General features: G+C 72.4%; 24 protein-coding genes and 1 pseudogene. 17 read left to right on the forward strand and 8 right to left on the reverse strand.

What is annotated here, in order from left to right:
• The first annotated feature begins 103 nt into the window (after window positions 1-103).
• From Sri02f_RS36470 to Sri02f_RS36500, 7 genes are all read left to right on the forward strand, one after another.
• Window positions 104-1,195, forward strand: coding sequence for an LLM class flavin-dependent oxidoreductase (locus tag Sri02f_RS36470; RefSeq protein ID WP_109005600.1), 1,092 nt, complete (start codon window positions 104-106; stop codon window positions 1,193-1,195).
• Window positions 1,192-1,854: an FMN reductase gene (locus Sri02f_RS36475; protein ID WP_109005601.1), complete on the forward strand. Its 663-nt coding sequence runs from the start codon at window positions 1,192-1,194 to the stop codon at window positions 1,852-1,854. Before Sri02f_RS36470 ends, Sri02f_RS36475 begins: the two co-directional genes overlap by 4 nt.
• 122 nt (window positions 1,855-1,976) lie before the next feature.
• Window positions 1,977-2,711 carry a response regulator transcription factor gene (locus Sri02f_RS36480; RefSeq protein WP_109005602.1) on the forward strand — a complete coding sequence of 245 codons (735 nt, stop codon included), beginning with the start codon at window positions 1,977-1,979 and terminating at the stop codon, window positions 2,709-2,711.
• An 11-nt stretch (window positions 2,712-2,722) separates the two neighbouring features.
• On the forward strand, window positions 2,723-4,183 hold the full coding sequence (locus tag Sri02f_RS36485) for a sensor histidine kinase (RefSeq protein WP_109005603.1): 1,461 nt from the start codon (window positions 2,723-2,725) through the stop codon (window positions 4,181-4,183).
• 137 nt (window positions 4,184-4,320) lie between these two features.
• A complete protein-coding gene (locus tag Sri02f_RS36490; protein ID WP_245970954.1) occupies window positions 4,321-6,735 on the forward strand; it encodes a SpoIIE family protein phosphatase in 2,415 nt (804 codons plus the stop codon).
• 108 nt (window positions 6,736-6,843) lie between these two features.
• Window positions 6,844-8,196 carry an MFS transporter gene (locus Sri02f_RS36495; RefSeq protein WP_109005605.1) on the forward strand — a complete coding sequence of 451 codons (1,353 nt, stop codon included), beginning with the start codon at window positions 6,844-6,846 and terminating at the stop codon, window positions 8,194-8,196.
• A gap of 141 nt (window positions 8,197-8,337) precedes the next feature.
• The gene (locus tag Sri02f_RS36500) at window positions 8,338-9,207 is read left to right on the forward strand and encodes a PaaX family transcriptional regulator (RefSeq protein WP_373865161.1); all 870 of its coding nucleotides are present in this window, start codon (window positions 8,338-8,340) and stop codon (window positions 9,205-9,207) included.
• A 22-nt stretch (window positions 9,208-9,229) separates the two neighbouring features.
• Here the strand turns inward: Sri02f_RS36500 and Sri02f_RS36505 are convergent, their stop codons facing one another.
• On the reverse strand, window positions 9,230-10,063 hold the full coding sequence (locus tag Sri02f_RS36505; protein WP_109005606.1) for an SAM-dependent methyltransferase: 834 nt from the start codon (window positions 10,061-10,063) through the stop codon (window positions 9,230-9,232).
• Window positions 10,064-10,212: 149 nt separating this feature from the next.
• On the reverse strand, window positions 10,213-10,509 hold the full coding sequence (locus Sri02f_RS36510; protein ID WP_109005689.1) for an SHOCT domain-containing protein: 297 nt from the start codon (window positions 10,507-10,509) through the stop codon (window positions 10,213-10,215).
• A gap of 165 nt (window positions 10,510-10,674) precedes the next feature.
• Here Sri02f_RS36510 and Sri02f_RS36515 point away from each other — a divergent pair, with 165 nt between their 5' ends.
• Both Sri02f_RS36515 and Sri02f_RS36520 read left to right on the forward strand, forming a co-directional pair.
• Complete coding sequence (locus Sri02f_RS36515) at window positions 10,675-11,100, forward strand: DUF7144 family membrane protein (RefSeq protein WP_069769123.1); 426 nt, start codon at window positions 10,675-10,677, stop codon at window positions 11,098-11,100.
• Between the two features lie 234 nt (window positions 11,101-11,334).
• Entirely contained in the window at window positions 11,335-11,706 is a 372-nt protein-coding gene (locus Sri02f_RS36520; protein WP_159106847.1) for a hypothetical protein, read from the forward strand.
• 32 nt (window positions 11,707-11,738) lie between these two features.
• Here Sri02f_RS36520 and Sri02f_RS36525 read toward each other — a convergent pair whose 3' ends face one another.
• On the reverse strand, window positions 11,739-12,161 hold the full coding sequence (locus tag Sri02f_RS36525) for a DUF6325 family protein (protein WP_109005690.1): 423 nt from the start codon (window positions 12,159-12,161) through the stop codon (window positions 11,739-11,741).
• Between the two features lie 305 nt (window positions 12,162-12,466).
• Window positions 12,467-13,117 (reverse strand): GAP family protein, encoded by a 651-nt coding sequence (locus Sri02f_RS36530; protein WP_109005608.1) that lies wholly within the window; start codon window positions 13,115-13,117, stop codon window positions 12,467-12,469.
• Between the two features lie 357 nt (window positions 13,118-13,474).
• On the opposite strand from Sri02f_RS36530, the gene Sri02f_RS36535 reads away from it, so the two are divergent.
• From Sri02f_RS36535 to Sri02f_RS36545, 3 genes and pseudogenes are all read left to right on the forward strand, one after another.
• Window positions 13,475-14,305 (forward strand): YhjD/YihY/BrkB family envelope integrity protein, encoded by an 831-nt coding sequence (locus tag Sri02f_RS36535; RefSeq protein WP_245970955.1) that lies wholly within the window; start codon window positions 13,475-13,477, stop codon window positions 14,303-14,305.
• Between the two features lie 137 nt (window positions 14,306-14,442).
• Window positions 14,443-15,861: a DUF2252 domain-containing protein gene (locus Sri02f_RS36540; protein ID WP_109005610.1), complete on the forward strand. Its 1,419-nt coding sequence runs from the start codon at window positions 14,443-14,445 to the stop codon at window positions 15,859-15,861.
• A gap of 33 nt (window positions 15,862-15,894) precedes the next feature.
• A pseudogene (locus Sri02f_RS36545) lies at window positions 15,895-16,749 on the forward strand (trehalase-like domain-containing protein); the annotation flags it as partial.
• 94 nt (window positions 16,750-16,843) lie between these two features.
• Here Sri02f_RS36545 and Sri02f_RS36550 read toward each other — a convergent pair.
• From Sri02f_RS36550 to Sri02f_RS36565, 4 genes are all read right to left on the reverse strand, one after another.
• Window positions 16,844-18,151, reverse strand: a complete 1,308-nt coding sequence (locus Sri02f_RS36550; RefSeq protein WP_109005611.1) for a chloride channel protein — start codon at window positions 18,149-18,151, stop codon at window positions 16,844-16,846.
• A 219-nt stretch (window positions 18,152-18,370) separates the two neighbouring features.
• Window positions 18,371-19,039 carry a DUF305 domain-containing protein gene (locus Sri02f_RS36555; RefSeq protein ID WP_109005612.1) on the reverse strand — a complete coding sequence of 223 codons (669 nt, stop codon included), beginning with the start codon at window positions 19,037-19,039 and terminating at the stop codon, window positions 18,371-18,373.
• Window positions 19,040-19,130: 91 nt separating this feature from the next.
• Window positions 19,131-19,628: a DUF6153 family protein gene (locus Sri02f_RS36560; RefSeq protein ID WP_174855783.1), complete on the reverse strand. Its 498-nt coding sequence runs from the start codon at window positions 19,626-19,628 to the stop codon at window positions 19,131-19,133.
• Between the two features lie 87 nt (window positions 19,629-19,715).
• Entirely contained in the window at window positions 19,716-20,153 is a 438-nt protein-coding gene (locus Sri02f_RS36565; protein WP_109005613.1) for a hypothetical protein, read from the reverse strand.
• A gap of 590 nt (window positions 20,154-20,743) precedes the next feature.
• Between Sri02f_RS36565 and hemL the strand changes: the two genes are divergently transcribed.
• From hemL to Sri02f_RS36595, 5 genes are all read left to right on the forward strand, one after another.
• A complete protein-coding gene (gene hemL / locus Sri02f_RS36575) occupies window positions 20,744-22,063 on the forward strand; it encodes a glutamate-1-semialdehyde 2,1-aminomutase (RefSeq protein ID WP_109005615.1) in 1,320 nt (439 codons plus the stop codon).
• Window positions 22,060-22,773, forward strand: a complete 714-nt coding sequence (locus Sri02f_RS36580) for a histidine phosphatase family protein (protein WP_109005616.1) — start codon at window positions 22,060-22,062, stop codon at window positions 22,771-22,773. The genes hemL and Sri02f_RS36580 overlap by 4 nt, the downstream gene beginning before the upstream one ends.
• A 200-nt stretch (window positions 22,774-22,973) precedes the next feature.
• Window positions 22,974-24,323, forward strand: a complete 1,350-nt coding sequence (locus Sri02f_RS36585) for a polysaccharide deacetylase family protein (RefSeq protein ID WP_109005617.1) — start codon at window positions 22,974-22,976, stop codon at window positions 24,321-24,323.
• 66 nt (window positions 24,324-24,389) lie between these two features.
• Window positions 24,390-25,019: a TlpA family protein disulfide reductase gene (locus tag Sri02f_RS36590; protein WP_109005618.1), complete on the forward strand. Its 630-nt coding sequence runs from the start codon at window positions 24,390-24,392 to the stop codon at window positions 25,017-25,019.
• 1 nt (window position 25,020) lies between these two features.
• Window positions 25,021-25,791 carry a cytochrome c biogenesis CcdA family protein gene (locus tag Sri02f_RS36595; RefSeq protein ID WP_109005619.1) on the forward strand — a complete coding sequence of 257 codons (771 nt, stop codon included), beginning with the start codon at window positions 25,021-25,023 and terminating at the stop codon, window positions 25,789-25,791.
• The last annotated feature ends 1 nt before the right edge of the window (window position 25,792 follow it).

A 25,792-nucleotide genomic window follows, 5' to 3' on the forward strand; every position in this document is an offset into this window, starting at 1 on the left:
ACCAGGGGTCGGGGGCTGGGGTCGCGCGGGGCGGAATAGGGGTGGCGGCGTCGCTGTTAGGCCGTGTAGTTTAACGGTCAACAACTTTGGAGGGTGAGCGACCATGCAGTTCGGGATCTTCACGGTGGGCGATGTCACGCCGGACCCGACGACGGGCCGTACGCCGACCGAGGCCGAGCGGATCAAGGCCATGGTCGCCATCGCGCTGAAGGCCGAGGAGGTCGGCCTCGACGTCTTCGCGACCGGCGAGCACCACAACCCGCCGTTCGTGCCCTCGTCCCCGACGACGATGCTCGGCTACATCGCCGCGCAGACGCAGAAGCTGATCCTCTCCACCTCCACCACCCTCATCACCACCAACGACCCGGTGAAGATCGCGGAGGACTTCGCGATGCTCCAGCACCTGGCCGACGGACGCGTGGACCTCATGATGGGGCGCGGCAACACCGGGCCGGTCTACCCCTGGTTCGGGCAGGACATCCGCGAGGGCATCAACCTCGCCATCGAGAACTACGCCCTGCTGCGCAGGCTGTGGCGCGAGGACGTCGTCGACTGGGAGGGGAAGTTCCGCACCGCCCTGCAGGGCTTCACCTCCACGCCCCGCCCGCTGGACGACGTGCCGCCGTTCGTCTGGCACGGCTCCATCCGCTCGCCCGAGATCGCCGAGCAGGCCGCCTACTACGGCGACGGGTTCTTCCACAACAACATCTTCTGGCCCGCCGACCACACCAAGCGGATGGTCGAGCTGTACCGGGCCAGGTACGCGCACTACGGGCACGGCACCCCCGAGCAGGCCATCGTGGGGCTCGGCGGACAGGTGTTCATGCGGAAGAACTCGCAGGACGCCGTCCGTGAGTTCCGGCCGTACTTCGACAACGCTCCGGTCTACGGGCACGGACCCTCCCTGGAGGACTTCACCGACCAGACCCCGCTGACCGTCGGCACGCCCGGGCAGGTCATCGAGAAGACGCTGAAGTTCCGCGAGTACGCGGGCGACTACCAGCGCCAGCTGTTCCTCCTCGACCACGCGGGGCTGCCGCTGAAGACCGTGCTGGAGCAGCTCGACCTGCTCGGCGAGGAGGTCGTGCCGGTGCTGCGCAAGGAGTTCGCCGTCGGACGGCCGGCCGACGTGCCGGACGCGCCCACCCACCCGTCGCTGCTCGCGCAGAAGGAAGCCAAGGAGGTCGTGGCATGAAGCTCGTCGTCGTCTCGGCGGGGCTGAGCGTCCCGTCGTCGACCCGGCTGCTGGCCGACCGGCTGGCCCAGGCGGTGCAGCGGCAGACGGCCGTCGACGTCGAGGTCGTGGAACTGCGCGACCTCGCCGTCGAGATCGCCCACAACTTCACCAACGGCTTCGCCGGGGGGAAGCTGGCCGCCGCACTGGAGGCGGTGACGGACGCGGACGGGCTGATCGTCGTGACGCCGGTGTTCTCCGCCTCCTACAGCGGTCTGTTCAAGTCGTTCTTCGACGTCCTGGACCAGGAGGCGCTGGCGGGCAAGCCGGTGCTGATCGCCGCGACCGGCGGCAGCGCACGCCACTCGCTCGTGCTGGAGCACGCCCTGCGGCCGCTCTTCTCCTATCTGCGTGCCGTGGTCGTCCCGACCGCCGTCTACGCGGCCTCGGAGGACTGGGGCGCGCAGGGGCTGCCCGGCCGGATCGAGCGGGCGGCGGGCGAGCTGGCCTCGCTGATGACCGGCCTGTCCGCGCCCGCGTCGCCGTCCGGACCGGCCGGGACCGCCAAGGCCGACGAGACCGCCAAGGCCGACCAGGCCGACGAGACCGCCAAGGCCGACCAGGCCGGGTTCACCGTGGTGCCCTTCGCCGAACAGCTGGCGGCACTGGCCGGACGGTGACCCCCGGGCGCCGGGCGGGTGCACACGACCCGCCCGGCATATCGGTGAGAGCCGAGTAAGAAGGGTGATCGTAGGACCGTCCCCACCGCCCCGGCCGGCAGGGACCAGGGCAGACTGGGCGGGTGCCTCCCACCGTTCTGCTCGCCGAAGACGACCGCGCCATCCGCCATGCCCTGGAACGGGCCCTGGCCCTGGAGGGCTACCGGGTCACCGCGGTCGCCGACGGGGTCGAGGCACTGGCGCAGGCCCACAGGAACCCGCCGGACGTGCTCGTCCTCGACGTGATGATGCCCGGGATCGACGGCCTGCAGGTCTGCCGGGTGCTGCGCGCCGAGGGCGACCGCACGCCCATCCTGATGCTGACCGCGCTGGTGGAGACCGCCGACCGGATCGCGGGGCTGGACGCGGGCGCCGACGACTACGTCGTCAAGCCGTTCGACGTCGAGGAGGTCTTCGCCCGGCTGCGGGCGCTGCTGCGCCGCACCGGCGCCGAGACCGCGCCGCCCGTGCCGCCTGTGCCGCCCGCGCCGCCGGAGCCCCCGAGGCAGTCGCCCGAGCGGTATGTGGAGGCGGCCGGACTGCGGATGGACCCGCAGGCGCGGCGGGTGTGGCGGGGCGCGCGGGAGCTGGAGCTGACCCGGACCGAGTTCGAGCTGCTCGAACTGCTGGTGCGCAACGCGGGGATCGTGCTGGACCACTCCACGATCTACGACCGCATCTGGGGCTACGACTTCGGTCCCGGTTCCAAGAACCTCGCCGTCTACGTCGGTTATCTGCGCCGCAAGCTCGACCAGCCGGGAGCCCCGCAGCTGATCCACACCGTGCGCGGCGTGGGTTACGTGCTGCGGGAGGACTGAGGGGCGCGGGCGTGAGCCGTCTGCGCCGGCTGCTGTCCCGGCCGCGGCCGAAGCTGGTGTCCCTGCGCACCACGTTCGCGGTGTCCTTCGCGGCCGTGACCGCCGCCGTCACCGTCCTCGTCGGCGTCCTGTCGTACTCGGCGGCCGCCCGGCTGGTGCGGGTGGACCAGGAGTCGGTGTTCGACGAGGTCGTGCAGGACCTGCGGGACGAGGTGCGCAACCACCGGATGGCGCCCGAGGACTTCTCCTCGGCCGCGCCCGGCCACGACATCGTGCGGCCGGCCCGCACGGACGTGCAGGTCCTCGGAGCGGACGGCTCGGTCGTGGACAGCGGCAGCCCCGGGCTGCCGGTCGTGGCCGCGGACCGCACGGTCGCGTCCGCCCCGACGGCCGGGCGTATGACCGTCCACAAGGACGTGGACGTCGGCAGCGACGTCTACCGCATCGCGACCGTCTCCCTGGGCGGCGGCCGGGGCGCGGTGCAGGTGGCGCAGGAGTTCAGCGACACCGAGGACCTGCTGCGGGCGCTCCAGCAGCGCACCCTGATCCTGATGATCGCCGTCGTGACGGCCGCCGGGCTGTTCGGCTGGTGGCTGGCGCGGCGCATCACCCACCGGCTGGTCATCCTCACCACCGCCGCCGAGGACGTCGCCCGCACCCGCCGCCTGGGGGTGCAGGTGCCGGTCACCGGACACGACGAGGTGGGCCGCCTCGGCCGTGCCTTCGACCGCATGCTGGGCCGGCTCGCGCAGTCGGAGGAGGACCAGCGGCGGCTCGTCCAGGACGCGGGGCACGAGCTGCGCACGCCGCTGACGTCGTTGCGGACGAACATCTCCCTGCTGCGCCGTATCGACGAGCTGCCGCCGGACACCCGTGACGAACTGGTCGCGGACCTCACCCTGGAGGCCCGCGAGCTGACCGACCTGGTCAACGAGCTCGTCGATCTCGCGGCCGGCCAGTCCGACGCCGAGCCGCCGCGCAGACTGGACCTCGCCGACCTCGCGGAGGAGGTCGCGGGCCTGGCCCGGCGCCGCACCGGGCGGCAGGTGCTGATCCGGGCGAGCGGCGACACCACCGTCCACGGGCGGCAGGGCATGCTCCAGCGGGCCGTGTCCAACCTGGTGGAGAACGCGACCAAGTTCGACCGTGACGGCTGCGCGCCCGTCGAGATCGCCGTCACCGGGCCCGCCCGGCCGGGCGTCGTCCGCGTCGAGGTCCGCGACCGCGGACCCGGCATCGCCGAGGCCGATCTGACCCGCGTCTTCGACCGCTTCTACCGGGCCCCGGACGCGCGCTCCCTGCCGGGCTCCGGCCTCGGCCTGTCGATCGTCCGCGAGGTGGCCCTGGCCCACGGGGGAGCGCCGTTCGCCTTCCGCCGCGCGGGCGGCGGCGCGGTGATCGGCTTCACCGCGGGCGGCGGCCTCCCGGACCGCACACGCGACGACGACCACCCCCGCGGTCACCGCGCCTGACGCGCCGGACGCCCACCGCGGCGGGCCCGTGGTCACCTCGCTGTCGCCTTCGACCGGGTGGGGGTGGCGGGCTTGAGGTGCGAGGTGGGGGGAATAATACGAATTGCGTGCTTTGTGCGGGAGAGCGAGATGAGTATGTGAGTGAGGCATCGGACGTCGTCGGTGAGCCGCTCACCGCGCGCGTCACCGTCGACGAACAGGGCGCCGTGACCGGCTGGAACGACGGAGCCGCACGGCTGCTCGGATACGCCCCGCGGGAGATCCTCGGGCGGCCGGCGGCGACGCTGCTCGCCGGGGAGCCCGGCGGGGCCGACCTTCGGCCGTCGGCCGGGCTTCCCCTGTGGCACGGCACGCTCGCCCTGCGCCACCGGGACGGCCGCCGCCTGGAGGTCAGGGTCCTCGCGCACCGTCGGACGGGGGACGACGGGGTCCGCGGCTGGCTCCTGGTCGCCGCCCCGGCCGGGCCGCCCCGGCCCGAGGACGACGCGCTCATGCGATGGGGCTTCCTGCAGTCGCCGTCCTGCGCGACCTCCGTGTACGACACCGACCTGCGCTACCGCCGCTCCAACCGGGCCGCGCAGGCCGCGCTGGGCATGGGCGAGGAGGATCTGCGCGGGCTGCGGATGACGGACGTGCTCCCCACACCGCTGTCGCAGGAGGTCGAGCGGCGGATGCGGCAGGCCCTGGAGACCGGTGAGCCGCAGTACGTGGAGAACCACGCGCACGCCCCCGGCGAGTCCCGTGAGCACGCCTGGTCGGTCCACCTCTACCGGGTGCGGGACCCGGACGGCCGGGTGCTGGGCGTGGCCGCCACCGGGCACGACATGACGGAGCAGCACCGGGCCCGCGAGCGCCTGCAGCTGATCGCGGAGGCCAGCACCCGGATCGGCAGCACGCTCGACGTGAGGCGCACGGCGCAGGAGCTGGCCGACGTGGCGGTGCCGGGCCTCGCCGACTTCCTCAGCGTGGACCTGCTGACCTCGTTCGAGCAGGGGCGGGAGGAGCCGGTGACCGGCGGCCCGCTGCTGCTGCGGCGCGTCGCCCACCAGTCGGTGCTGCCGGGCGCCCCCGAGGCGGTCCTCGCCCTCGGTGACGTGGACGAGTACCCGGAGGGCTCCCCGCCGGTGGAGAGCCTGCGCTCGGGGCGTTCCGTGCGACGCCGGATCGACCGGGAGACGGTGCCCGAGTGGATCGCCGGGGATCCGCTGCGCATCGCCCGCATCCGTGACTACGGCTTCCACTCGCTGATGGCCGTGCCCCTGTCGGCGCGCGGGACCACGCTGGGCGTCGTCGTCTTCGCGCGCCACCGGCGCCCGGACCCCTTCGAGGCGGACGACCTCGTCCTCGCCGAGGAGCTGGCGGCCAGGGCGGCGGTGTGCATCGACAACGCCCGCCGCTACACCCGCGAACGCGCGACGTCGGTCGCCCTGCAGCGCAGCCTGCTGCCGCAGCGACTGCCCGACCAGTCCGCGGTGGAGGTGGCCTCCCGCTATCTCCCGGCCGACGTGCGGGCCGGGGTGGGCGGCGACTGGTTCGACGTCATCCCGCTGTCCGGGGCGAGGGTCGCGCTGGTCGTCGGCGACGTCGTGGGGCACGGCATCCACGCCTCGGCGTCCATGGGGCGGCTGCGCACGGCCGTACGCACCCTCGCCGACATCGATCTGCCCCCCGACGAACTGCTGACCCACCTCGACGACCTCGTGGGCCTGCTGGCCACCGAGACCGACGCGCTGGGCGACCAGGAGACGGCGGGGGACGTCGGGGCGACCTGTCTGTACGCCGTGTACGACCCGCTCGCCCGGCGCTGCACCCTGGCCAGGGCCGGTCATCCGCTGCCGGCGGTGGTGACTCCGGACGGGGAGGTCGAGCTGCTGGCGCTGCCGGCCGGGCCACCGCTCGGCCTGGGCGGGCTGCCCTTCGAGTCACTGGAGATCGACCTGCCCGAGGGCAGCCTGCTCGCCCTCTACACCGACGGCCTGATCGACTCCCGCTCCCGCGACAGCGACGTCGACGACGGCGCCGCCCGGCTGTGCCGGGCCCTGGCCGCGCCCGCCGCCTCGCTGGACGCGGTGTGCGACACCATCCTCGCCGACCTGCTGCCCCGGCTGCCCTCCGACGACGTGGCGCTCCTGGTCGCCCGCACCCGGGCGCTGGAAGCCTCCCGCTTCGCCACCTGGGAGGTGGCGTCGGACCCCGCCGCGGTCGCCGAGGCCCGCAAGTGCGCGGTCGACCGGCTGGAGGCCTGGGGGCTGACCGACGCCGCGTTCGTCACCGAGCTGATCGTCAGCGAGCTGGTCACCAACGCCATCCGGCACGGCGAACCGCCGGTGCAGCTGCGGCTCATCCACGACCGGACGCTCATCTGCGAGGTCTCCGACGGCGGTGGCACGGCCCCCCACATGCGCCGGGCCCGCACCTACGACGAGGGCGGCCGCGGCCTCCTCCTGGTCGCCCAGCTGAGCCGGCGCTGGGGCACCCGTCCGGGCGCCAAGGGCAAGACGATCTGGGCCGAGCAGACGATCGACGGGCGGCCCGACGGCTCCTGGCTCTGAGCCCCGCCCGTACGGCCCGGCCGCGAGCCAATGTTGTGCACTTTATTGACGGCGGTAAGAAGAGGGCCTAACTTCGCGGTGTCATTCCCCCGGTCAAGGGAGACCGCGATGTCCCCGTCCCCCGTCGCACCACCGTCCACGACCAGCGACCGGAAGCGGCAGCTGCGCGTGGTCGCCGCCTCCGGACTGCTCGGCACCGCCGTGGAGTTCTACGACTTCCTCGTCTACGGAACCGTCGCCGCCCTCGTGTTCGGCGAGCTCTTCTTCCCCGGCGCCGACCCGGCCGTCGGAACAGTCGCCGCGTTCGGCACCTTCGCCGCCGGCTATGTCGCCCGCCCGCTCGGCGGCATCCTCTTCGGGCACTTCGGCGACCGGCTGGGCCGCAAGTCGATGCTGCTGCTCACCATGGGCCTGATGGGCGGCGCGAGCTTCCTCGTCGGACTGCTGCCCACCTACGACACGATCGGCGTGTGGGCGCCGGTGCTGCTGATCGCCCTGCGCGTCGTCCAGGGCGTCGCCATCGGCGGCGAGTGGGGCGGCGCCACGCTCATGGTCGTCGAGCACGCGGGCGAGCGGCGGCGCGGACTGTGGTCCAGCTTCACGCAGATGGGAGCCCCGCTCGGCTCCCTGCTCTCCACCGCCGTCGTCACGCTCGTCGTCGCGCTCCCCGAGGACGAGTTCGCCGCCTGGGGCTGGCGGGTGCCGTTCCTGCTGAGCGTGGTGCTGCTCGGCGTCGGACTCTTCGTCCGCCTCAAGGTCGTCGAGAGTCCACTGTTCGCCGAGGTCAAGAAGGGCGGCGGCGCATCGCGGCTGCCGATCCTCGACGTGCTGCGCCGTCCCCGCCCCGTCCTGCTGGCCTGCTGCGTCGGCATCGGCGCCTTCACCGCCCAGTCGCTGCTGACCAGTTACCTGATCGCGTACGCCACCGGCATCGGCTACGCCCGCCCGCAGGTGCTCACCGCGCTCACGGTGTCCGCCTCCGTCGCGCTGGTGGTACTGCCCTGCGCCTCCGCGCTCTCGGACCGGGTCGGCCGCCGTCCGGTGGTCCTCGCCGGGGCGATCGCGTCGGCCGCGCTCGCCTTCCCCGTGCTCGCGCTGGTCGACTCGAAGTCGCCGGGGCTGCTGATCCTCGCCGTCGTCCTCGGGCACGGCATCGCCCAGTCCACGATGTACGGGCCGCTGGGCGCCCTGCTCACCGAGATGTTCGGCACCAAGGTCCGCTACACCGGCGCCTCACTCGGCTACCAGGGCGCCACCCTGATCGGCGCCGGGTTCTCCCCGATGATCGCCGGCAGCCTGGTGGCCGGCAGCGGCGACAGCACCCCCGTGTCGCTGCTGCTGTGCGGCGGGGCCGTCGTCACGGCGGTCACCGTCTTGTTCGTGCGCGAGACCAGCCGGGACTCCCTCGGCGGCGCCTCCGACGCCTCCGGCGTCCCGCGCACGCAGGAGGTCTCCGCGTGAGGGGCGGCGCCGCCGGCCGTGCTCCCCACCGGCCGGCGGCGCGCCCGCACCCGCACGCTCCCGCCCGCCCCGCCGCCGACGGCCGCTGACGTGCCACGACCGCCCGCCGCACCGCCGACGGGCGGTCGTACCCTTTCCCCCGTGGAGGACGACGACATCTCGGACAACATCCCCGACGGCGCCCCGGACGCCCCGGACGGCGCCCCGCAGCTGCGCCCGCAGTCGCTGATGCTCGCCTTCTTCGGCAACCACGTCCTCGAACAGGGCGACCTGTGCGTCTACTCGGGCAGCATCATCGACGTCCTCGGCCGGGTGGGCGTGGGCGAACAGGCCGTGCGGTCCACGCTGACCCGCATGGTCAGCCGGGGCCTGCTGCGCCGGCAACGGGAGGGCCGCCGGATGTACTTCGGCCTGACCGGGCAGGCCACCCGTGTCCTGGAGGACGGCCGCACCCGCATCTGGCGCGAGGGCGCGGTCAACGACGACTGGGACGGCGACTGGACGCTGCTCGGCTTCTCGCTCCCCGAGTCCCGCCAGCGCGAGCGCCACGACCTGCGCTCACGGCTCGCCTGGTCCGGATTCGGCGCGCTGTACAGCGGGCTGTGGATCGCGCCGGGCCGGGTGGACGTCGCCGCCGTGGTCGCCGAGCTCGGGCTGACCGGCCACGTCAAGATCTTCCACGCCTCGGCCGACCCGGCCGTCGACATCGGCCTGATGGTCCGCGAGACCTGGGACCTGGAGAGCATCGCCGCCCGCTACGTCTCCTTCGACAAGCGCTGGACCGCCCGCCTGAACGCGGGACCGGGCGACGACCCGATCGGCACCCGCCTGCGCCTGGTGAGCGAATGGCTCTGGACGATCCGCGCGGATCCGCGGCTCCCGGCCCGCCATCTCCCCCCGGAGTGGCCGGCCCGCCCCGCCCAGGACACCTTCCGCCGGGTGGCGGAACAGACCGCGGCCCCCGCGGAACGCCTGGCCGCCACGGCCCTGGAGACGACCCGCCTGCGCTGACCGCGCCTCGCCGTAGGCCGGATCAGCCGTTCTTGCGGCCCACGCCGCCGTAGATGCCGATCGGCGGGGCGTCGTGCGGCTCCGGCTCGTCGGGACGCCAGTCCGGGACGAGGACCAGGCCGGGCTCGGTCAGGGTGAGGTCGCCGAAGAAGCTCAGCACGCGGGCGTGGCTGCGGGGGTTCATGGTGGCGGTGGCGTTCCGGTAGACGTTCACCGCGTCCTCGCGGGCGTCGTCGTGGATGTCGACCGTCGCGTGGGAGAGCACGAGGTGGGATCCGGTGGGCAGCGCCTCGAGCAGGGTGGCGACGACGCCGTCCGGGTCCTCCTCGTCGGTCACGAAGTGCAGGACGGCCACCAGCAGCAGCGCCACCGGCTCGTCGAAGTCGATGACCCTGCGCACGTCGGGGTGGCCGAGGACGGCCCGCGGGTCGCGCAGGTCGGCCAGGACGACGGAGGTGTGCTCGTCGTCGTCCAGCAGGCTGCGCGAATGGGTGCTGACGATCGGGTCGTTGTCGACGTAGGCCACGCGGGTGTCGGGGGCGATGGCGCGCGCTATCTGGTGCACGTTGGGCTCGGTCGGCAGACCCGTGCCGATGTCGAGGATCTGCCGGACCCCGCCCTCGGCGACGACGTGCCGCACGGCACGGTGCATGAACCGCCGGTTCGCCCGCACGGCCTGCCGGACCTCCGGCGCCGCCTGGATGAACCGCTCGGCGGCTTCCTGGTCGACCTCGTAGTGGTCCTTGCCGCCGAGGAAGTAGTCGTACATCCGGGCGGGGTGGGGCTTGCTCGTGTCGATCGTCGATGACGTGCCGACGGCGACGCCGTCGGCGTCGCCGCCGCGAGGAGAGGTCATGCTGCCTGGCTCCGCCCTGGACTTCGTGTCCTGCCGCCGGATGAACCGATGAGGGGTGACTGTCGGATCACCATCCTGGCATGTCCTCATCGGCGTCCAACCGCGGGCCGGGTCACGGCAGTTGTCCGGCCTCGCCGTCCGGTCGCGGCTCAGCCCAGGAGCCGGCGCTTCTGCTCCGCGAACTCGGCCTCGGTGAGCACTCCTTGCTTCCTCAGCTCGCCCAGCTGCTTGAGCTGCTCGATCCTGTCGTCGAAATCGTCGGTCTGCTGCGGCGCGGCCTGCGGTGCTGCGGCCGGCTGCTGCTCGTAGGGCTGCGGCGGGGGCTCCCGGTAACCCTCCTGCGCCGCCCAGCGTCCCTGCTGACGGCGTGACACACGGTTGGAGACGGCGGTCGCCGTGCCCGCGACGACCGCGGTGCGGGCGACTCCGCGAAGAAGACCCGGCATGGCCCATCCCCTTTCGTCCATAGGTCATTCCATTGGACCACCGTGCGCGCTGTTCCGCGAATTCCCGCCCGATCTGCCGATTACGCCGACTGGTGGCACGCTGGAGTTGTGTCCACGACCGGGCGGACGTCCCGGCGTCGAGGCCCAGTTGAAGGAGCCCGCAAAATGGCCACACAGAGCACCGGAATGCACCGGACAACCGCCCGGGGAATGGGCGAGGTGTCCGGCTGGACGGTTTTCGCCGCGATCATGATGATGTTCGGCGGCGTCCTGGCGATATTCGAGGGAATATCCGCCATCGCGAAGGACGACGTATTCGTCTCCACCCGAAATTTCACCTTCCAGTGGAGCCTGACCAGCTGGGGCTGGCTGCACCTCTCCCTCGGCATCGTGGTGGTGCTGGCGGGTATGGCCCTGTTCACCGGAGCGATGTGGGCCCGCGTCGTCGGTATCACCGTGGCGGGTCTGAACCTGATCGCCAATTTCGTGTGGCTGCCCTGGTATCCGTTCTGGGCCATCACGCTGATGGTCATCGACGGATTCGTGATCTGGGCCCTGTGCGTCGGCCCGCGAAAGGAACGTGCCATCTGACCTCATGCCTGCGGGCATCGCGCCGTCCGGCCCCGGCCGCACCCCTCGGGTGCGGCCGGAACCCGTCCCGGCGGCATTCGTGAGCCGACGGAATTCAATTCCGGTGCACGCGAGGACGTCCGCGGTCAGTCGACCGGTCCCGCTCCGGATGCCGACGGCCGCGGGGCCCGGCAGCCTGGTGCGCAGAGGGCCCGGCTCCTCGCCGGCCTCCCACACAGACGAGGACCCGTCGCCATGATCTGTCGCAGTCGTGCCCGCCGACGGGCAGGAGGCGCCCTTCTCCTGCTTGCCGTCGCCGGTTGTAGCAATGGTTCCGCCCTCGGCACGATCCAGTACACGACCCCCGCCGGACAGATCGTGAAGATCCAGAGCCCGGACGACGACGGATGCCACCGGCTGCCGGGCGGCGCCCGCAGCGTGCGCAACTACACCGTCGACGACATCCGGCTCTACGTCGACGAGCACTGCGTGCTGACGAAGGCCGGTGACGACCAGAGCGGCCGGACCGGCGGAGAGAGCTTCTACCTCGGGACCCAGGCGTCCGTCGCGTTCACGCCCGGCCAGTCCCCGTGGCTGAGCTACTCCGTCGTCGGCGGCGGCGCCTGAGCCCACGGCGCGGCGGCCCCCGGCCGCGCCGTTCAGGAAGCGTTCTCGGTCGCCTCCAGCGCGGCGAGGAGCGCCTGGACGGGCAGCCGTCCGGAGGCGACCAGCTGGGCCCCGCCGCGGCGCAGGGCGGCGGCGAAGGGCGCGGCCCACCGGTTCTCGTAGACCAGCAGCGCGGCCGAGTTGCCCGGTTCGACGGCCGCGGCGGCCGCCTCCAGGTCGTCCTGGCCCAGCAGCCCGGACTGCGCGCCCTCGAAGACGGCGAGGTCGAGCCGGCCGTCGCCGGTGAGGTCGGCGATCTCCAGAGCGGTCACCGCGCCGTTCGCGTCCTTCCCGACGAACGTCAGGTCCAGGATCCGGATGATGCCGCGGTCCACCAGGTCGACCAGCAGCGGGAAGCCCTCGCCCGTCATCCGGTTGCCGGGAAACTCCACCACCACGTAGTCGACGGGGCCCATCTCGTCGATCGGCTCGCCCAGCTCGTCCGGCTCGGTCCGCGGGGTCTGCGGTGTCTGCTGCGTCAGGTCGCTCTGCTCGCTCACGGCTTCACCTCTGATGCTGGTGCGGCGGCCCCCTGACTGCCATTGCATCACCCGGCTGGGGCCGCCGCACCCGGTGCCCGTTCACCCGACCGGACCGTCCGGGTCGCCGGTCCGCCCCCTCGGCCGTCTCCTCGAAGACATGACCGGCAGCGCCCCGCCCCCGCCCCTCCCGGAGGACCCCGGCGGCTCCGGCGAGGAAGCCCGGATCGCGCAGGACGGCCCTAACCGGTGGACGTCAGCTGGTGGATGCTGCGGCCCACCAGGAACAGCCCCACGCCCAGCAGCAGAACGACGAGCGCCTGGTCCTGGTGCGTCTGCAGCCGGACCCGCAGCCTCCCCAGCCGGACCCGGGAGGCGTCCGGGGCGAACGCCGCGTACACCTCCATCGCCAGCAGGCTGCTCGTGGCCAGCAGGCAGTAGCCGAACAGCACCGCGAACGAGGACGCGTGGGACAGGTCGGCGTCCACCACGGTGGCCGCGCCCGCGGCCACGAGCCCCCACGGCTGCAGGAGCGGTCCCAGCGCCGCGGCCTCCCACAGCGAGATCCGGTCGAGCCGCGCCGTCATCCCGCCCGCGGCCGCGGGCCGGGGACCCCTGTGATGACGGTGCACCCCGTACCAGACCAGCGCCACGCCGACGGCGAGCCTGACGGCCGTCGAGGCGGTGGAGGGCGCGGACCGGGGAGCCGGAGGCTTCCCGCCGGTCGTCAGCAGCACCGCGGCGAGCACGGCCACGAAACAGGCCAGCCAGGCGAGGACGAACGCCAGGCCCTTCCACAGGCCCCGGCGGGCCGCCAGCATCAGGACGAACGCGGTCACCGACAGCGGGAAGACGGCGATCGCCAGGGCGATGACCACCAGGTCAAGGACCATCGCCGCCCCTGGGGCCGCCCACGCTCATCTCCTCATCGTCACCGGCCGGTTCGGGACCCACAACTTCGCGCAGCGTGCGGGTGCGACTGGACGGCGGGCGCCGCGCCCCGGCGTGCCGCACCGTTCCGCGCGCCGGCGGGCCTCACCCGTTCGGCCCCCGCCGGGCTCCCGCCACGGGCCGGAAGGGCCCGCTCCGGGCACGCTGGCAGCATGCAGCCCGGCGCAGGACCCCGACGGGACCGCCCGGCGCCCCCGTCGCGCCGCGAGCGGTGGCGGGCGCGGGGTGCGGCCGTCGGGGCCGGGGCGCGCGGCGTACGGGCCCGGGCCGAGCGGCGGTTTCCGGTGATCACGCATCTCGTGACCCATCTGATCTCGGTCAACGTGCTGGACTCGGCGACCCGCCTGGCCGCGCAGACGTTCCTCACCGCCGTGCCGCTGCTGTTCGTGGTGGCGGCCGTGGCGCCGCAGGCCGTGCGCGATCATCTCGCCGACTCCCTGAGCAACGCCTTCGGACTGACCGGAAGCTCCAAGAGCCAGCTGGAGCAGGTCTTCCAGGGGGACACGAACGATCTGCGCCAGACCACCGGCGTCGTCGGCGGGCTGATGGTGCTGATCTCGGCCACCGCCTGCAGCCGCGCCACGCAACGGCTGTGCCAGCGCGCCTGGAGCCTGCCGAAGGCGGCCGCGCGGACGGCCGCCTGGCGCTGGATCGTGTGGCTGCCCGTCTGGCTGGTCATGATCGTGGTGCAGGGCGTCCTGCGGGACGGCTTCGGACTCGGCCCGTGGCTGGGCGTGCCGCTGCTGCTCGTCGCCGACACCCTCCTGTGGTGGTGGACCCAGCACCTGCTGCTGGCCGCCCGCGTGCCGTGGCGGCCGCTGCTGCCGGGCGGCCTCTTGACGGGAGCCGCCCTGACCATGCTGACGTCGGCCGCGCACCTGTACGTGCCACGCGCGCTCAACCACAGCCTCGAGAGGTACGGCTCGCTGGGCGCGGTCTTCACGCTGCTGTCGTGGCTGATCGCGCTGTGCGTGGCCGTCACGCTCTGCATCACCGCCGGCGCGGTGTTCGCCCGGGAACCCGCGGTGGCGCGGCGCCTGGGCGGACCCGAGTCGCCGGGCCCTGCCACCGGCGATACGTTGGAGGACGGACAGCGGTCGACCCGTCCTCGGCCGCCTCGGGACGCGTGAACCTGTCGGCCGCGCACGAGTTCGCCGGCCATGAGTGAATCCGCCGGCTGCGTGTGGACTCGCCGGCTGCCGCCGTACGGCGTCCGCAGCGACCACCGCTCCCTGCGCCTCGGCGACCACACCGTGGAGCGTCTGCCATGAGCGAGAACCAGCCCACCGGCCACGAGCTGCGCCACCGCACCCCGAAGGAGCGCGCCGAGCGCGGCAAGGCCGCCCGGTCCGCCGTACCGAGATCCGCGCACGCCGAGTTCTCGCCGCCGCCCAAGCGGACCGACCCGGTGGACCTCATCGACGCGCAGTCGGCGAAGCGCGTCCCCGAACTCGTGCCGATCCGCTACGGGCGGATGAGCGAGTCGCCGTTCCGCTTCTACCGGGGAGCCGCCGCCATCATGGCCGCGGACCTCGCCGAGACGCCCCGCACCGGCATCCGGGTCCAGTGCTGCGGCGACGCGCACCTGCTGAACTTCCGGCTGCTCGCCTCCCCGGAACGCCGGCTGATGTTCGACATCAACGACTTCGACGAGACCCTGCCCGGCCCGTGGGAGTGGGACGTCAAACGGCTCGCGGCGAGCCTGGTCATCGCGGGCCGCGCCAACGGTTTCAGCGCCAAGGAGCGGGCCTCCGTGGTGCGGACCGGCGTCGGGTCGTACCGCGAGCGGATGCGGGAGTTCGCCGGCATGGGCAACCTCGAGGTCTGGTACACCCGCTTCGAGGCGGACGAACTGCAGAAGGCGTTCGCCCCCGGCCTCGACGCCGACACCCGCCAACGCTGGGAGGCGACCCGGGAGAAGGCCCGCGCGCACGACACGCTCCAGGTCTTCGACAAGCTCACCCACGTCGTCGGCGGGCAGCGCCGGATCGCCGACGACCCGCCGCTCCTGGTCCGCCTCGAAAGCCTGCTGCCGAAGGCCCAGAGCGGCGCGCTGGAGACCGAGATCAGCCGCCTCGTCGAGCGGTACAGCCAGTCGCTCCAGTCCGACCGCCGCTTCCTGCTGGAGACCTACCGCGTCGCCGACATCGCCCGCAAGGTCGTCGGCGTCGGCAGCGTCGGCACCCGCTGCTGGATCGTGCTGCTGCTCGGCAAGGACGACGAGGACCCGCTGTTCCTCCAGGCGAAGGAGGCCGACGAGTCCGTGCTGGCCCCCTACGCGGGCGCCTGCGCGTTCCGCACCCAGGGCGAGCGGGTCGTCGCCGGCCAGCGGCTGATGCAGGCGACCAGCGACATCTTCCTCGGCTGGGAGCGCACCACCGGCATCGACGGCCGGCGCCGCGACTTCTACGTCCGCCAGCTCAGGGACATGAAGGGCATCGCCGTCACCGAGAACATGTCGCCGAAACGGATGTCCATCTTCGCGTGGCTCTGCGGCGCCACCCTGGCCCGCGCCCACGCCCGCTCCGGCGACCGCATCGCGATCGCCGCCTACCTCGGCGGCGGCGACGTCTTCGACCGCGCCCTGGCGACCTTCGCCGAGCTGTACGCCGACCAGAACGAGAAGGACCACCAGGCCCTCCTCGACGCCGTCAAGGCGGGACGCGTCCAGGCCCAGTCGGCGTGAGAGGACGTCGGGCGACCCGAGGGAGACGATGAGATGGACCGCTATCCGCCCATCGCCGAGCACGGGCTGATCGGAGACCTCCAGACCGCCGCCCTGGTGACGTCCGAAGGGGTGATCGACTGGTTCGCGGCCCCGCGCTTCGACTCGCCCAGCGTCTTCGCGTCGCTGCTCGACCACGCCGGCGGCGGCCACTTCCTGTTCGCGCCCCTCCACTCCGAGGTGACGCGCCGGCAGATCTGCTACCCCGACAGCGCCGTGGTGGTGACCCGTTTCCTGTCCCCGGACGGGGTCGGCGAGGTCATCATGCCCGTCATCCGCTCCCGGACGCCGTCCGACCGGCATACGGTGGTGCGGGTCGTGCGGACCGTGCGCGGCACCGTGCGCTTCGCCCTGGAGTGCCGTCCGCGCTTCGACTACGCCCGCACCGACCACACCCTCGACATGTACGGCGGAAACAGCGGAAACGGCGGGACCGGCGCAACCGGCGGCGCCGGCGGGACGGCGGGCAGCGCGGTCTTCCGGGCGCCGGGCACGACCGCGTACCTGCAGGCCACCTTCCCGCTGGAGCGGGACGGGCGCGACGCGCGGGGCACGGTCACCTTGAACGCCGGCCAGTCGGCGGCCGCCGTGTTCACGGTCTGCGACGGCGACGGCGAGGCGCCGCCCCCGCCGACCGCCGACTCGGTCACCGAACAGATGTGGGACGCCATCGACTTCTGGCAGCGCTGGGTGCGCACGTCCCGCTACCGCGGCCGCTGGCCGGACATGGTGAACCGCTCGGCCATCACCCTCAAGCTGCTCACCTACGCCCCGAGCGGCGCCCCGGTCGCCGCCGCGACCATGGGGCTGCCCGAGCAGGTGGGCGGCGAACGCAACTGGGACTACCGCACGCGCACCCAGGTGTAGCTGTTCGCCGAGGAGATCGGCCCCAGCGGGGAGCAACTGGGCAACTTCCCGCAGGCCTTCACCCATCTGTCGCTCATCATGGCGACGACGACCCTGGACGAGGCGCTCGACCGGCTGACGGCCCGCTGAACGCCGGGATGGCCGGTCCCCGCGGCAGCAGCTGGGTCACGACGAAGGACACCACCGCCGCGAGCACCACGAGCGCCACCGTGTCCACGTTGCCCAGCAGCAGGACGACCAGCACCGCGCCGCTGACGGGCAGTCGCAGGGCCGCCGTCACGGACGCCGCCATCCCGGCCGCCATCGCCGGCACCAGGCCGAAACCGGGCAGCGGCGCCAGCAGGGCGCCGGCCGCCCCGCCGAGGAACAGCGCGGGAAAGACGGGACCGCCGCGCAGGCTGCCCAGGCAGAGCGAGTAGGCGAGCCCCTTGAACACCAGCACCGCCACGAGCGCGCCCACGGACCAGGCGGTCGCGTTCTGCGCCAGATCGGCCAGGGCGCTCTCCCCGGACAGCGCGGCCTCGGCGGGGGAGCGGCCGGTGGAGACGGCGTAGAGGGCGATGCAGCCGGCCGCGCCGAGTGCGCACAGCGTGGTGTTGCGCACCGTCCAGGACGTCACCCGACCGGCGGTGAACCTCCCGCCCACGAAGATCCAGTGGATCAGGAAGGCGAGGGCCGGCGCGATCAGCAGCACCCACAGGATGTCCGCCCAGTCCAGCGGCGGCGGCTTGGGCAGGCCGATGTCCAGGCTCCCGGTCCGCAGGCCCGTCCAGCGGACGAACCCGGTGAAGACCAGGTCGCCGACCCCGCTGGCCAGCAGCACCGGCAGCATCACCGCGAACAGCTGGGGACCGCCGACCCCGGCCACCTCCATCAGCAGCACCGCGCCCACCAACGGATTGCCGAAGAGCGCCGAGACGGCCGCGGCGGCGCCGGCCGCCCCGAGCAGCGCGGTGCTCGTCTCCGTCTGCGGGGCCCGCACGAAACTCGCGAAGAGCAGCGCCAGTCCGCCGCCCAGGGCGATCAGCGGCGCCTCGGGACCGAGCACGGCGCCGAGCGGCAGGCCCACGAGCGCGGCGACGAGCACGCCGGGCAGCGCCTCCTTGCTGGCGCCGCCCGCGTGCAGTCCGCCCGCGGGAATGTGCCCGCCCCGCCCGGGAAGCCGGGAGACCACCAGCCCGACGACCGCGCCGGCCACCAGCAGCAGCGGGAACCCCCACCACCACGGGGCCCGCGTCCAGCCCAGGTCCTTGGGCCAGTCCGTCCAGATCAGCCGCTCCAGCTGGTCGAGCGTCACGAGGAACCAGAAGGCGATCAGGGCCACCGGAACGCCGATCAGACCGCAGAAGACCAGCGCCTTGAGGTATTCGGGCCGGCGCAGCATCGTGCGCAGCAGGTCGGCTTCCGGCGGCTGGTTCGGGGCGGACGCGGTGGTCGCCTCCGGCTTCGTCCCGGCGATGGGAATCTCCTCGGCTCGTCGACTCGGCAGGCGATTCCCCCGTATCCCCTCATTTCCGGACGAGGTTATCCCTCCGGTCGCGTCCGGGGAGGGAGCGGCGCGGACCTCCACGCCGCACGCCGCTCCCTCCCCGGCCCGCGCGGGTCAGTTCTTGCCGAGCAGCTTCTTCATCTCCGCGATCTCGGCGGTCTGCGCGGTGACGACGGAGTCGGCCATGGACCTGGCCGGACCGTACGCGCCCTTGCTCTTCTCGACGGCGGCCATGTCGACGGCGCCCTGGTGGTGCCGGACCATCATGGCCAGGAACATGGCGTCGAAGTCCTTGCCCGACGCCTTCGCCAGCTCGTCCATGTCGGAGGCGCCCATCATGCCGGGCATCGCGCTCCCGCCGGAGTGGTCCATGCCGGGCATCGCCCCGGCCATGGAGTCGGACGCCGCGGGGACCTTCTCGCCCCACGTGGCCAGCCAGCCGCTCATGGTCTTGATCTCCGGGTCCTGGGCCTTCTCGATGCGCGAGGCGAGGTCCTTGACCTGAGCGGAGGAGGCCCGGCGGGCGGCGAGCTCCGCCATCTCCAGGGCCTGCCGGTGGTGGGGGATCATGCCCTGCGCGAAGGACACGTCCTGGCCGTTGTGCGCACCGACGGCGCCGGCGGACGACGACGGAGACGACGACGGAGACGACGAGGCCGACGACGAGGCCGCCGAGGAGGACGTGTCACCGCCGTCGGCCCCGCAGGCGGCGAGGGTGAGCGCGGCGGTGACGGAGACGGCCGCCAGGACCGTGCGGCGGGTCAGGGAACGGGTGTTGCGCATGCTGAAGCTCCTGTGGTGCTGGTGGAAAAGGGATCTGGACATGCCGAGGCGCACCGCGTCGTCGTACCGGTGACGTGGTGCGGTGCGGTGTCTAGATCCGCAGGAGCTGGAGTTCCGCCAGCGAGGGCGGCGCGCGGGCGCCGTCGGGCGCGTCGGCCGCGTACGGGCAGAGCGAGTCGTCCGGCCCGGGGACGGCCACCGGGTCGGGAACGAGCGCGGGCAGCGCGGGAGTCCCGCTCACCGCGGCCGCCGCACAGGTCGGATCGGCGTGCTGGAGATGCCCTCCGCCGCAGCCCCCGCCGCCCCCGGCACAGTCGTCGTGCGCACTGACCTCACGGGCCGCACCGACCTCACGGGCTGCACTGACCTCGCGGGCCGCGCCGATCTCACCGACCGCGCTGACCGTGACGGCCGCGGTCTGCGCCGCGCCGGGCCGACCGACGGCGTGGCCGCCGGAGTGTTCATGACCGGCCCCGCCGGGCGCCAGGGCGTGCATGGCCAGCAACCCGACCAACACCGCGAACACGAGCAGCCCCCACCGCCGCCGCCACCCGGGCGGCGCCGAGAGATGCTGCTCGGGCCTGGTCATCGGAAACACCTTAGCCGCAGCCCGCGAAGGGGACTGACACGCGGCGCCCACGACGGACGCGTGTCGGGACCTGCCGGAACGGGTGCCTCAGGGCCACACGAGGCAGTACGGCTGATGCCCCGCCTCGTGCAGACGGTGGCTGAAGTCCTGCCATTCGTGCAGGAGTTGGTACACGTTGAAGGCGTCCCGGGGGCCGCCCCGGTCCGGCACCGTGGACCAGATGAACGCCGCCGCACCGACCGCTTCCTCGCCGATGTCGCGGATCGGGTCGACGACCGTCATGGGGAGCTTCACCACGGCGTAGTCGGGGTGGAGGACGACCAGTTCCAGCGGGGGCACCTTGTGCAGGGGGACGCCTTCGATGCCGGTCAGCACCATCGCGGCCATCGTCTCCGGCTTGATCTTGGTGAACATGCCGTTCATGCCGAGCTCGTCGCCGCCGAGTTCCTCGGGGCGCATCGAGATCGGGACGCGGGCCGCCGTGGCACCGTCGGGCGCGCCGAAGTACTTGTACGTCACCCCCACCCGACCACCGTTCCCGCTCCCCGCCCGGAGGCGGTCGACCCGCTGCTCGACTCGCCGGTCGACCAGCTCGGGCTCACTCGGTACACCCTGTGCCTGCGTCTGACGTGCTTCGTTGGCTTCCTCCGCGTCGCGCCGGTGCCTTCCCCGCCGGGCACGTCGAGGACCCAGGTCGTCAGTCCCCTCGCCCAGTCCGCCACCGCGATGCATATCTCCACCCGACTGCTTTTCTAGGACGCGTGGCCCCCGCCGCGCAACCCGATCATCGTGTCAGTGACCTCCCCCACGGCCGCCCGCCGAAACGTGCGGTGAAACACCTGTCCGCAGGATCTTCGCAGCCCCTCGACACACGGTCGGTGAGAGCTACGTCTGTCAGGCCCGTTCCGACTCAGTTTCGCAGATGGTGAAGCGGTCGGCGGCGTGGGCGGCGGAGCGGATGCGGGGCGGGCGGGAAGAAGGGACTGGCCGTCCGGTCAGTAGACGCGGTACGCCCCGCACGGCCCCCGTGGGCCGCCGGGGGCGCTGGCCTACCCTGGGAGGTCACTGGCAACCGGAGTCCAGCAAGTCGGAAAAGGTCGGAGAAGCCGCAGGTCATGAGCGAACTGCCCTATTCATACGATGCGCCTGTCTCGCAGGCGCTGTTCGACCGTGCGTCCGTCGTCACGCCGGGCGGGGTGAACTCGCCGGTGCGCGCCTTTCGCGCCGTGGGCGGAACGCCCCGGTTCATGGTGTCCGGCGCCGGCCCGTATCTGACGGACGCCGACGGGCGGGAGTACGTCGACCTCGTCTGCTCCTGGGGGCCCATGATCCTCGGGCACTCCCACCCCGAGGTCATCGCGGCCGTGCAGGACGCCGTCTCGCGCGGCACCTCCTTCGGCACGCCCGGCCAGGGCGAGGTCGAGCTCGCCGAGGAGATCGTGGCGCGGGTGGAGCCCGTGGAGCAGGTGCGGCTGGTGTCCAGCGGCACCGAGGCGACCATGTCCGCGATCCGGCTCGCCCGCGGCTTCACCCGGCGCTCGAAGGTGATCAAGTTCGCCGGCTGCTACCACGGGCACGTCGACTCGCTGCTCGCCGCCGCCGGGTCCGGCGTCGCCACGTTCGCGCTGCCCGACACGCCCGGCGTCACGGGCGCCCAGGCCGGCGACACCATCGTGCTGCCGTACAACGACCTGGAGGCCGTGCAGGAGGCCTTCCACCGGCATCCGGGCGAGATCGCCTGCGTGATCACCGAGGCCTCGCCGGGGAACATGGGCGTCGTGCCGCCCATGCCCGGGTTCAACCAGGGCCTCAAGGACGCCTGCGCCAACAACGGCGCGCTGTTCATCTCCGACGAGGTCATGACCGGGTTCCGGACCTCCCGGGCGGGATGGTTCGGGATCGACGGGGTGCGGCCCGACCTCATGACCTTCGGCAAGGTCATGGGCGGCGGCTTCCCCGCCGCCGCGTTCGGCGGGCGCGCCGACGTGATGGCGCACCTCGCGCCCGCCGGGCCCGTCTACCAGGCCGGCACGCTCTCCGGGAACCCGGTCGCCACGGCCGCCGGGCTCGCCCAGCTCCGGCTCCTCGACGACGCCGCGTACGTCCAGGTCGACGCCGTGTCCGGGCAGATCCAGGCGCTCGTCTCCGAAGCGCTGGCCAAGGAGGGCGTCGCGCACACGCTGCAGAGCGCCTCCAACATGTTCTCCGTCTTCTTCACGGACCGGCCGGTGCGGGACTACGACGACGCCAGGGCGCAGGAGTCGTTCCGCTTCACCGCCTTCTTCCACTCGCTGCTGGCGAACGGCGTCTATCTGCCGCCGTCGTCCTTCGAGTCCTGGTTCGTGTCCACGGCCCACGACGACGCGGCCGTCCAGAGAATCGCCGACGCCCTCCCGGCGGCGGCCCGAGCGGCTGCGGAGGCCACCGCGGAATGAGCACCTTCGACAACAACGGCGCCGACCAGGACATCACCGTCGTCCACCTCATGCGGCACGGCGAGGTCCACAACCCCGACGGGGTCCTCTACGGCCGTCTCGACGGCTACCACCTCTCCGATCTGGGCCGGCGGATGGCCGACCGGGTCGCCGAGCACCTCGCCACCCGCGACGTCACGCACGTCGTCGCCTCCCCGCTGGAGCGGGCGCAGGAGACGGCCACCCCGATCGCCAAGGCGCACGGCCTCGATGTGGGCACGGACGCCCGGCTCATCGAGGCGGAGAACGTCTTCCAGGGCAAGACGTTCGGCGTGGGGGACGGCGCGCTGCGCCGGCCCGAGAACTGGAAGCACCTCGTCAACCCGTTCAGGCCGTCCTGGGGCGAGCCGTACGTCGACCAGGTCGTGCGGATGACGGGTGCGCTGGACGCGGCCAAGGACGCGGCCCGCGGGCACGAGGCGGTGCTCGTCAGTCACCAGCTGCCGATCTGGATCGTCCGGTCCTACGTCGAACGGCGGCGGCTGTGGCACGACCCGCGCAAGCGGCAGTGCACGCTCGCTTCGCTGACGACCTTCACGTACCGGGGCGACCGGATCGTGTCCGTCGGCTACACCGAGCCCGCCATCGACCTGGTGCCCGCCCACCTGCGCGCCGGCGCCAAGCCGGTGAAGGGTCAGGTCCCGGGCGGCGGCAAGGCGTTCGGGGCGTAGGGGCCCGGGCGCGGGCGTTCGGTGGGGGAGGTCGGGGCGTAGGCTCCGGTCACCCAGTCATGACCGAAACCGGATGACCGAGTGGTGGCTGAAATCGACCGGCCTGTTACGGAATCCGGAAGTATCGGCGGAACCGCCTCGTTCGTCATGTCCTCTGAATGGGTGACTGCCCACCAGAGAACGTGACGAACGGGGTTGCCATGCGCGCCATCACCCGAAGGGGAGCACTCGGACTCGGCGCCGGTGCTGCCGCCGCCGGACTCGTGGGCTGCGGAAGCCTCACGGGTTCGGACGAGCCCTCCCACGACGGCGGTTCCGGCGAATCCGGGCAGAACTCCTCCGGCAGCCCGAAGCCGAAGTCGACCGGACGCCCCATCGGCGACGGCTCGACCTCCTTCACCGGCACGCAGCCCCACCAGCCGGCCAAGCCCGTGCCGCTGGAGGCCGGCCAGGAGCCCCCGCAGTTCGTGATCTTCTCCTGGGACGGCGCGGGCGAGGTCGGCAACGGGCTCTTCCCGCGCTTCCTCGACCTCGCCAAGGAACACGGCGCGAGCATGACGTTCTTCCTCTCCGGGCTGTACCTGCTGCCCGAGTCGAAGAAGCGGCTGTACGACCCCCCGAACAACCCGCGCGGCGCCTCCGACATCGGCTACCTCTCCGACGACCACGTGAAGGCGACGCTCACCAACGTCCGCCGGGCCTGGCTCGAAGGGCACGAGATAGGCACCCACTTCAACGGGCACTTCTGCGGCGAGAGCCACGGCTCGGTCGGCAAATGGACGCCCGCGCAGTGGCGCAGCGAGATAGACCAGGCGAAGAAGTTCGTGAAGGAGTGGCGGACCAACACCGGCTGGACGGACCTGCCCTCGCTGCCCTTCGACTACGAGAAGGAGCTCGTGGGCGCCCGTACGCCCTGTCTGCTCGGCCAGGACAACCTGCTGCCCACCGCCCGCGCCCTCGGCTGGCGCTACGACGCCTCCTCGCCGGGCGGCAACCAGGTCTGGCCCACCAAGAAGCAGGGCGTCTGGGACCTGCCCCTTCAGGCCATACCGTTCCCCGGCCACAGCTTCCAGGTGCTGTCCATGGACTACAACATCCTCGCCAACCAGTCGATCAACTCGACCAAGGCGCCCGCCCACAACTACCCGGGCTGGCGGAAGCAGGCCTCCCAGGCGTACATACAGGGATTCAAGCGGGCATACGAGACGAATCGCGCACCCTTCTTCATAGGCAACCACTTCGAGCAGTGGAACGGCGGCATCTACATGGACGCCGTCGAGGAGGCCTTCAAGCACATCGCGCGCGAGAAGGAGAAGGGCGCGGACGTGCGGCTGGTCTCCTTCCGGCAGTTCGTCGACTGGATCGACGTCCAGAAGCCGGAGATCCTCGACAAGCTGCGCACCCTCCAGGTCGGTCAGCAGCCGGCCGGCGGCTGGAAGACGTTCCTCGCCGGAAGCTCCGCCGCCGCGGGCAGCACCGCCGGGACGACCGCGGGCGCCACCGCCGGTACCGGAACCGCAGGCTCCAGCGCCTCCCCGAGCGCCGCCTGAAATGCGGTTTTCCCCCCGCAAGGGGGGCGGGCAAGATCCCCAGAACGGGCATGCGAAACTTTTCACATGAGTGCCGCCAGCCGCGCCCTTCCGCGCTCGCCTGCCCGAGTCCGTCCGCGCCGTGCCGCCCTGACCACGGCAGCCGGCGGGGCCGTCGCCGCACTGCTGCTCTCCGCCTGCACCTCCGGAGGCGTCTCCGGAGGCGGCGGTGACACCAACTTCGTGATGGGCAAGGACGGCGTCTCCACCGTCGAGCGGGACAAGCGGGACGCGGCCCCCGACCTGTCCGGCAAGGCCATCGACGGCGGGCAGCTCGACATCAAGAGCTACAAGGGCAAGGTCGTCGTCCTCAACGTGTGGGGATCCTGGTGTTCCCCGTGCCGGGCCGAGGCGCCGAACTTCGAGAAGGTCTCCACCGACCTCAAGGGCAAGGGCGTGCAGTTCGTCGGCATCAACCTCGACACCAGCAACAAGAACGCCCTCGTCTTCGAGAAGGAGCAGGGCGTCACCTACCCCAGCCTGTCCGACCCGACCGGCAAGCTGATGCTGCGGTTCAAGAAGGGCACCCTCAACCTCCAGGCCATCCCGTCCACGCTGGTCATAGACCGCGAGGGCAAGATCGCCGCCCGTTCGCTGGCCGCGCTCACCGAGGACAAGCTGCGCAAGATGATCGCTCCCGTCCTCGCGGAGAAGTGACGTGAGCGCTCTCACCACGCTCGCCGCCACGGGCTACAACGACACCGTGCTCAACGGCGCGTTGCTGGTCGCGCTGCCCATCGCCCTGCTCGGCGGGCTCGTCTCCTTCTTCTCGCCGTGCGTCCTGCCGCTCGTCCCCGGCTACCTCTCGTACGTCACCGGCGTCGCCGGCACCGATCTGGCCGACGCCCGCCGCGGGCGGATGGTCGCCGGCGCCTCGCTCTTCGTCCTCGGCTTCACCGCCGTGTTCGTCTCCAGCGGGGCCCTGTTCGGCTACTTCGGCGACACCCTGCGGGCGAACCAGGACGTTCTGTCCAAGGTGCTGGGCGTCCTCATGATCGCCATGGGCGCCTTCTTCATGGGCCTGATGCCCTGGATGACCCAGCGCGAGTTCCGCATCCACAAGCGGCCCGTGACCGGGCTCGTCGGCGCCCCGCTGCTGGGCGCCCTGTTCGGCATCGGCTGGGTGCCGTGCATCGGCCCCACCCTCGCCTCCGTGCTGGCCCTCTCCTCCCAGCAGGGCAGCGCCGGCCGCGGCGCCCTGCTGACCGTCGCCTACTGCGTCGGCCTCGGCGTGCCGTTCGTGCTCGCCGCCGTCGCCTTCCGCAAGGCGCTCGGCGCCTTCGGCTGGGTCAAGCGGCACTATGTCTGGGTGATGCGGATCGGCGGCACCATGATGATCCTGACCGGTGTCATGCTGCTCACCGGTGCGTGGGATCGTCTCGTGCAGGACGTGCAGTCCTGGTCCGCCGGTTTCGATGTGGGGATCTGAT

The organism is Streptomyces rishiriensis (assembly GCF_003112535.1).
GTDB lineage: Bacteria > Actinomycetota > Actinomycetes > Streptomycetales > Streptomycetaceae > Streptomyces > Streptomyces rishiriensis.

Excerpts from the sequence above, each read along its gene's own strand:
- Sri02f_RS36525 (WP_109005690.1), bottom strand. The coding sequence starts at position 12,161 with ATGGGCCCCGTCGACTACGTGGTGGTGGAGTTTCCCGGCAACCGGATG.
- Sri02f_RS36555 (WP_109005612.1), bottom strand. The coding sequence starts at position 19,039 with ATGCGCAACACCCGTTCCCTGACCCGCCGCACGGTCCTGGCGGCCGTC.
- Sri02f_RS36585 (WP_109005617.1), top strand. The coding sequence starts at position 22,974 with ATGCGCGCCATCACCCGAAGGGGAGCACTCGGACTCGGCGCCGGTGCT.
- Sri02f_RS36515 (WP_069769123.1), top strand. The coding sequence starts at position 10,675 with ATGGCCACACAGAGCACCGGAATGCACCGGACAACCGCCCGGGGAATG.
- Sri02f_RS36550 (WP_109005611.1), bottom strand. The coding sequence starts at position 18,151 with ATGCTGCGCCGGCCCGAATACCTCAAGGCGCTGGTCTTCTGCGGTCTG.
- Sri02f_RS36505 (WP_109005606.1), bottom strand. The coding sequence starts at position 10,063 with ATGACCTCTCCTCGCGGCGGCGACGCCGACGGCGTCGCCGTCGGCACG.
- hemL (WP_109005615.1), top strand. The coding sequence starts at position 20,744 with ATGAGCGAACTGCCCTATTCATACGATGCGCCTGTCTCGCAGGCGCTG.
- Sri02f_RS36580 (WP_109005616.1), top strand. The coding sequence starts at position 22,060 with ATGAGCACCTTCGACAACAACGGCGCCGACCAGGACATCACCGTCGTC.
- Sri02f_RS36590 (WP_109005618.1), top strand. The coding sequence starts at position 24,390 with ATGAGTGCCGCCAGCCGCGCCCTTCCGCGCTCGCCTGCCCGAGTCCGT.
- Sri02f_RS36520 (WP_159106847.1), top strand. The coding sequence starts at position 11,335 with ATGATCTGTCGCAGTCGTGCCCGCCGACGGGCAGGAGGCGCCCTTCTC.
- Sri02f_RS36560 (WP_174855783.1), bottom strand. The coding sequence starts at position 19,628 with ATGACCAGGCCCGAGCAGCATCTCTCGGCGCCGCCCGGGTGGCGGCGG.
- Sri02f_RS36510 (WP_109005689.1), bottom strand. The coding sequence starts at position 10,509 with ATGCCGGGTCTTCTTCGCGGAGTCGCCCGCACCGCGGTCGTCGCGGGC.
- Sri02f_RS36540 (WP_109005610.1), top strand. The coding sequence starts at position 14,443 with ATGAGCGAGAACCAGCCCACCGGCCACGAGCTGCGCCACCGCACCCCG.
- Sri02f_RS36530 (WP_109005608.1), bottom strand. The coding sequence starts at position 13,117 with ATGGTCCTTGACCTGGTGGTCATCGCCCTGGCGATCGCCGTCTTCCCG.
- Sri02f_RS36495 (WP_109005605.1), top strand. The coding sequence starts at position 6,844 with ATGTCCCCGTCCCCCGTCGCACCACCGTCCACGACCAGCGACCGGAAG.
- Sri02f_RS36470 (WP_109005600.1), top strand. The coding sequence starts at position 104 with ATGCAGTTCGGGATCTTCACGGTGGGCGATGTCACGCCGGACCCGACG.
- Sri02f_RS36475 (WP_109005601.1), top strand. The coding sequence starts at position 1,192 with ATGAAGCTCGTCGTCGTCTCGGCGGGGCTGAGCGTCCCGTCGTCGACC.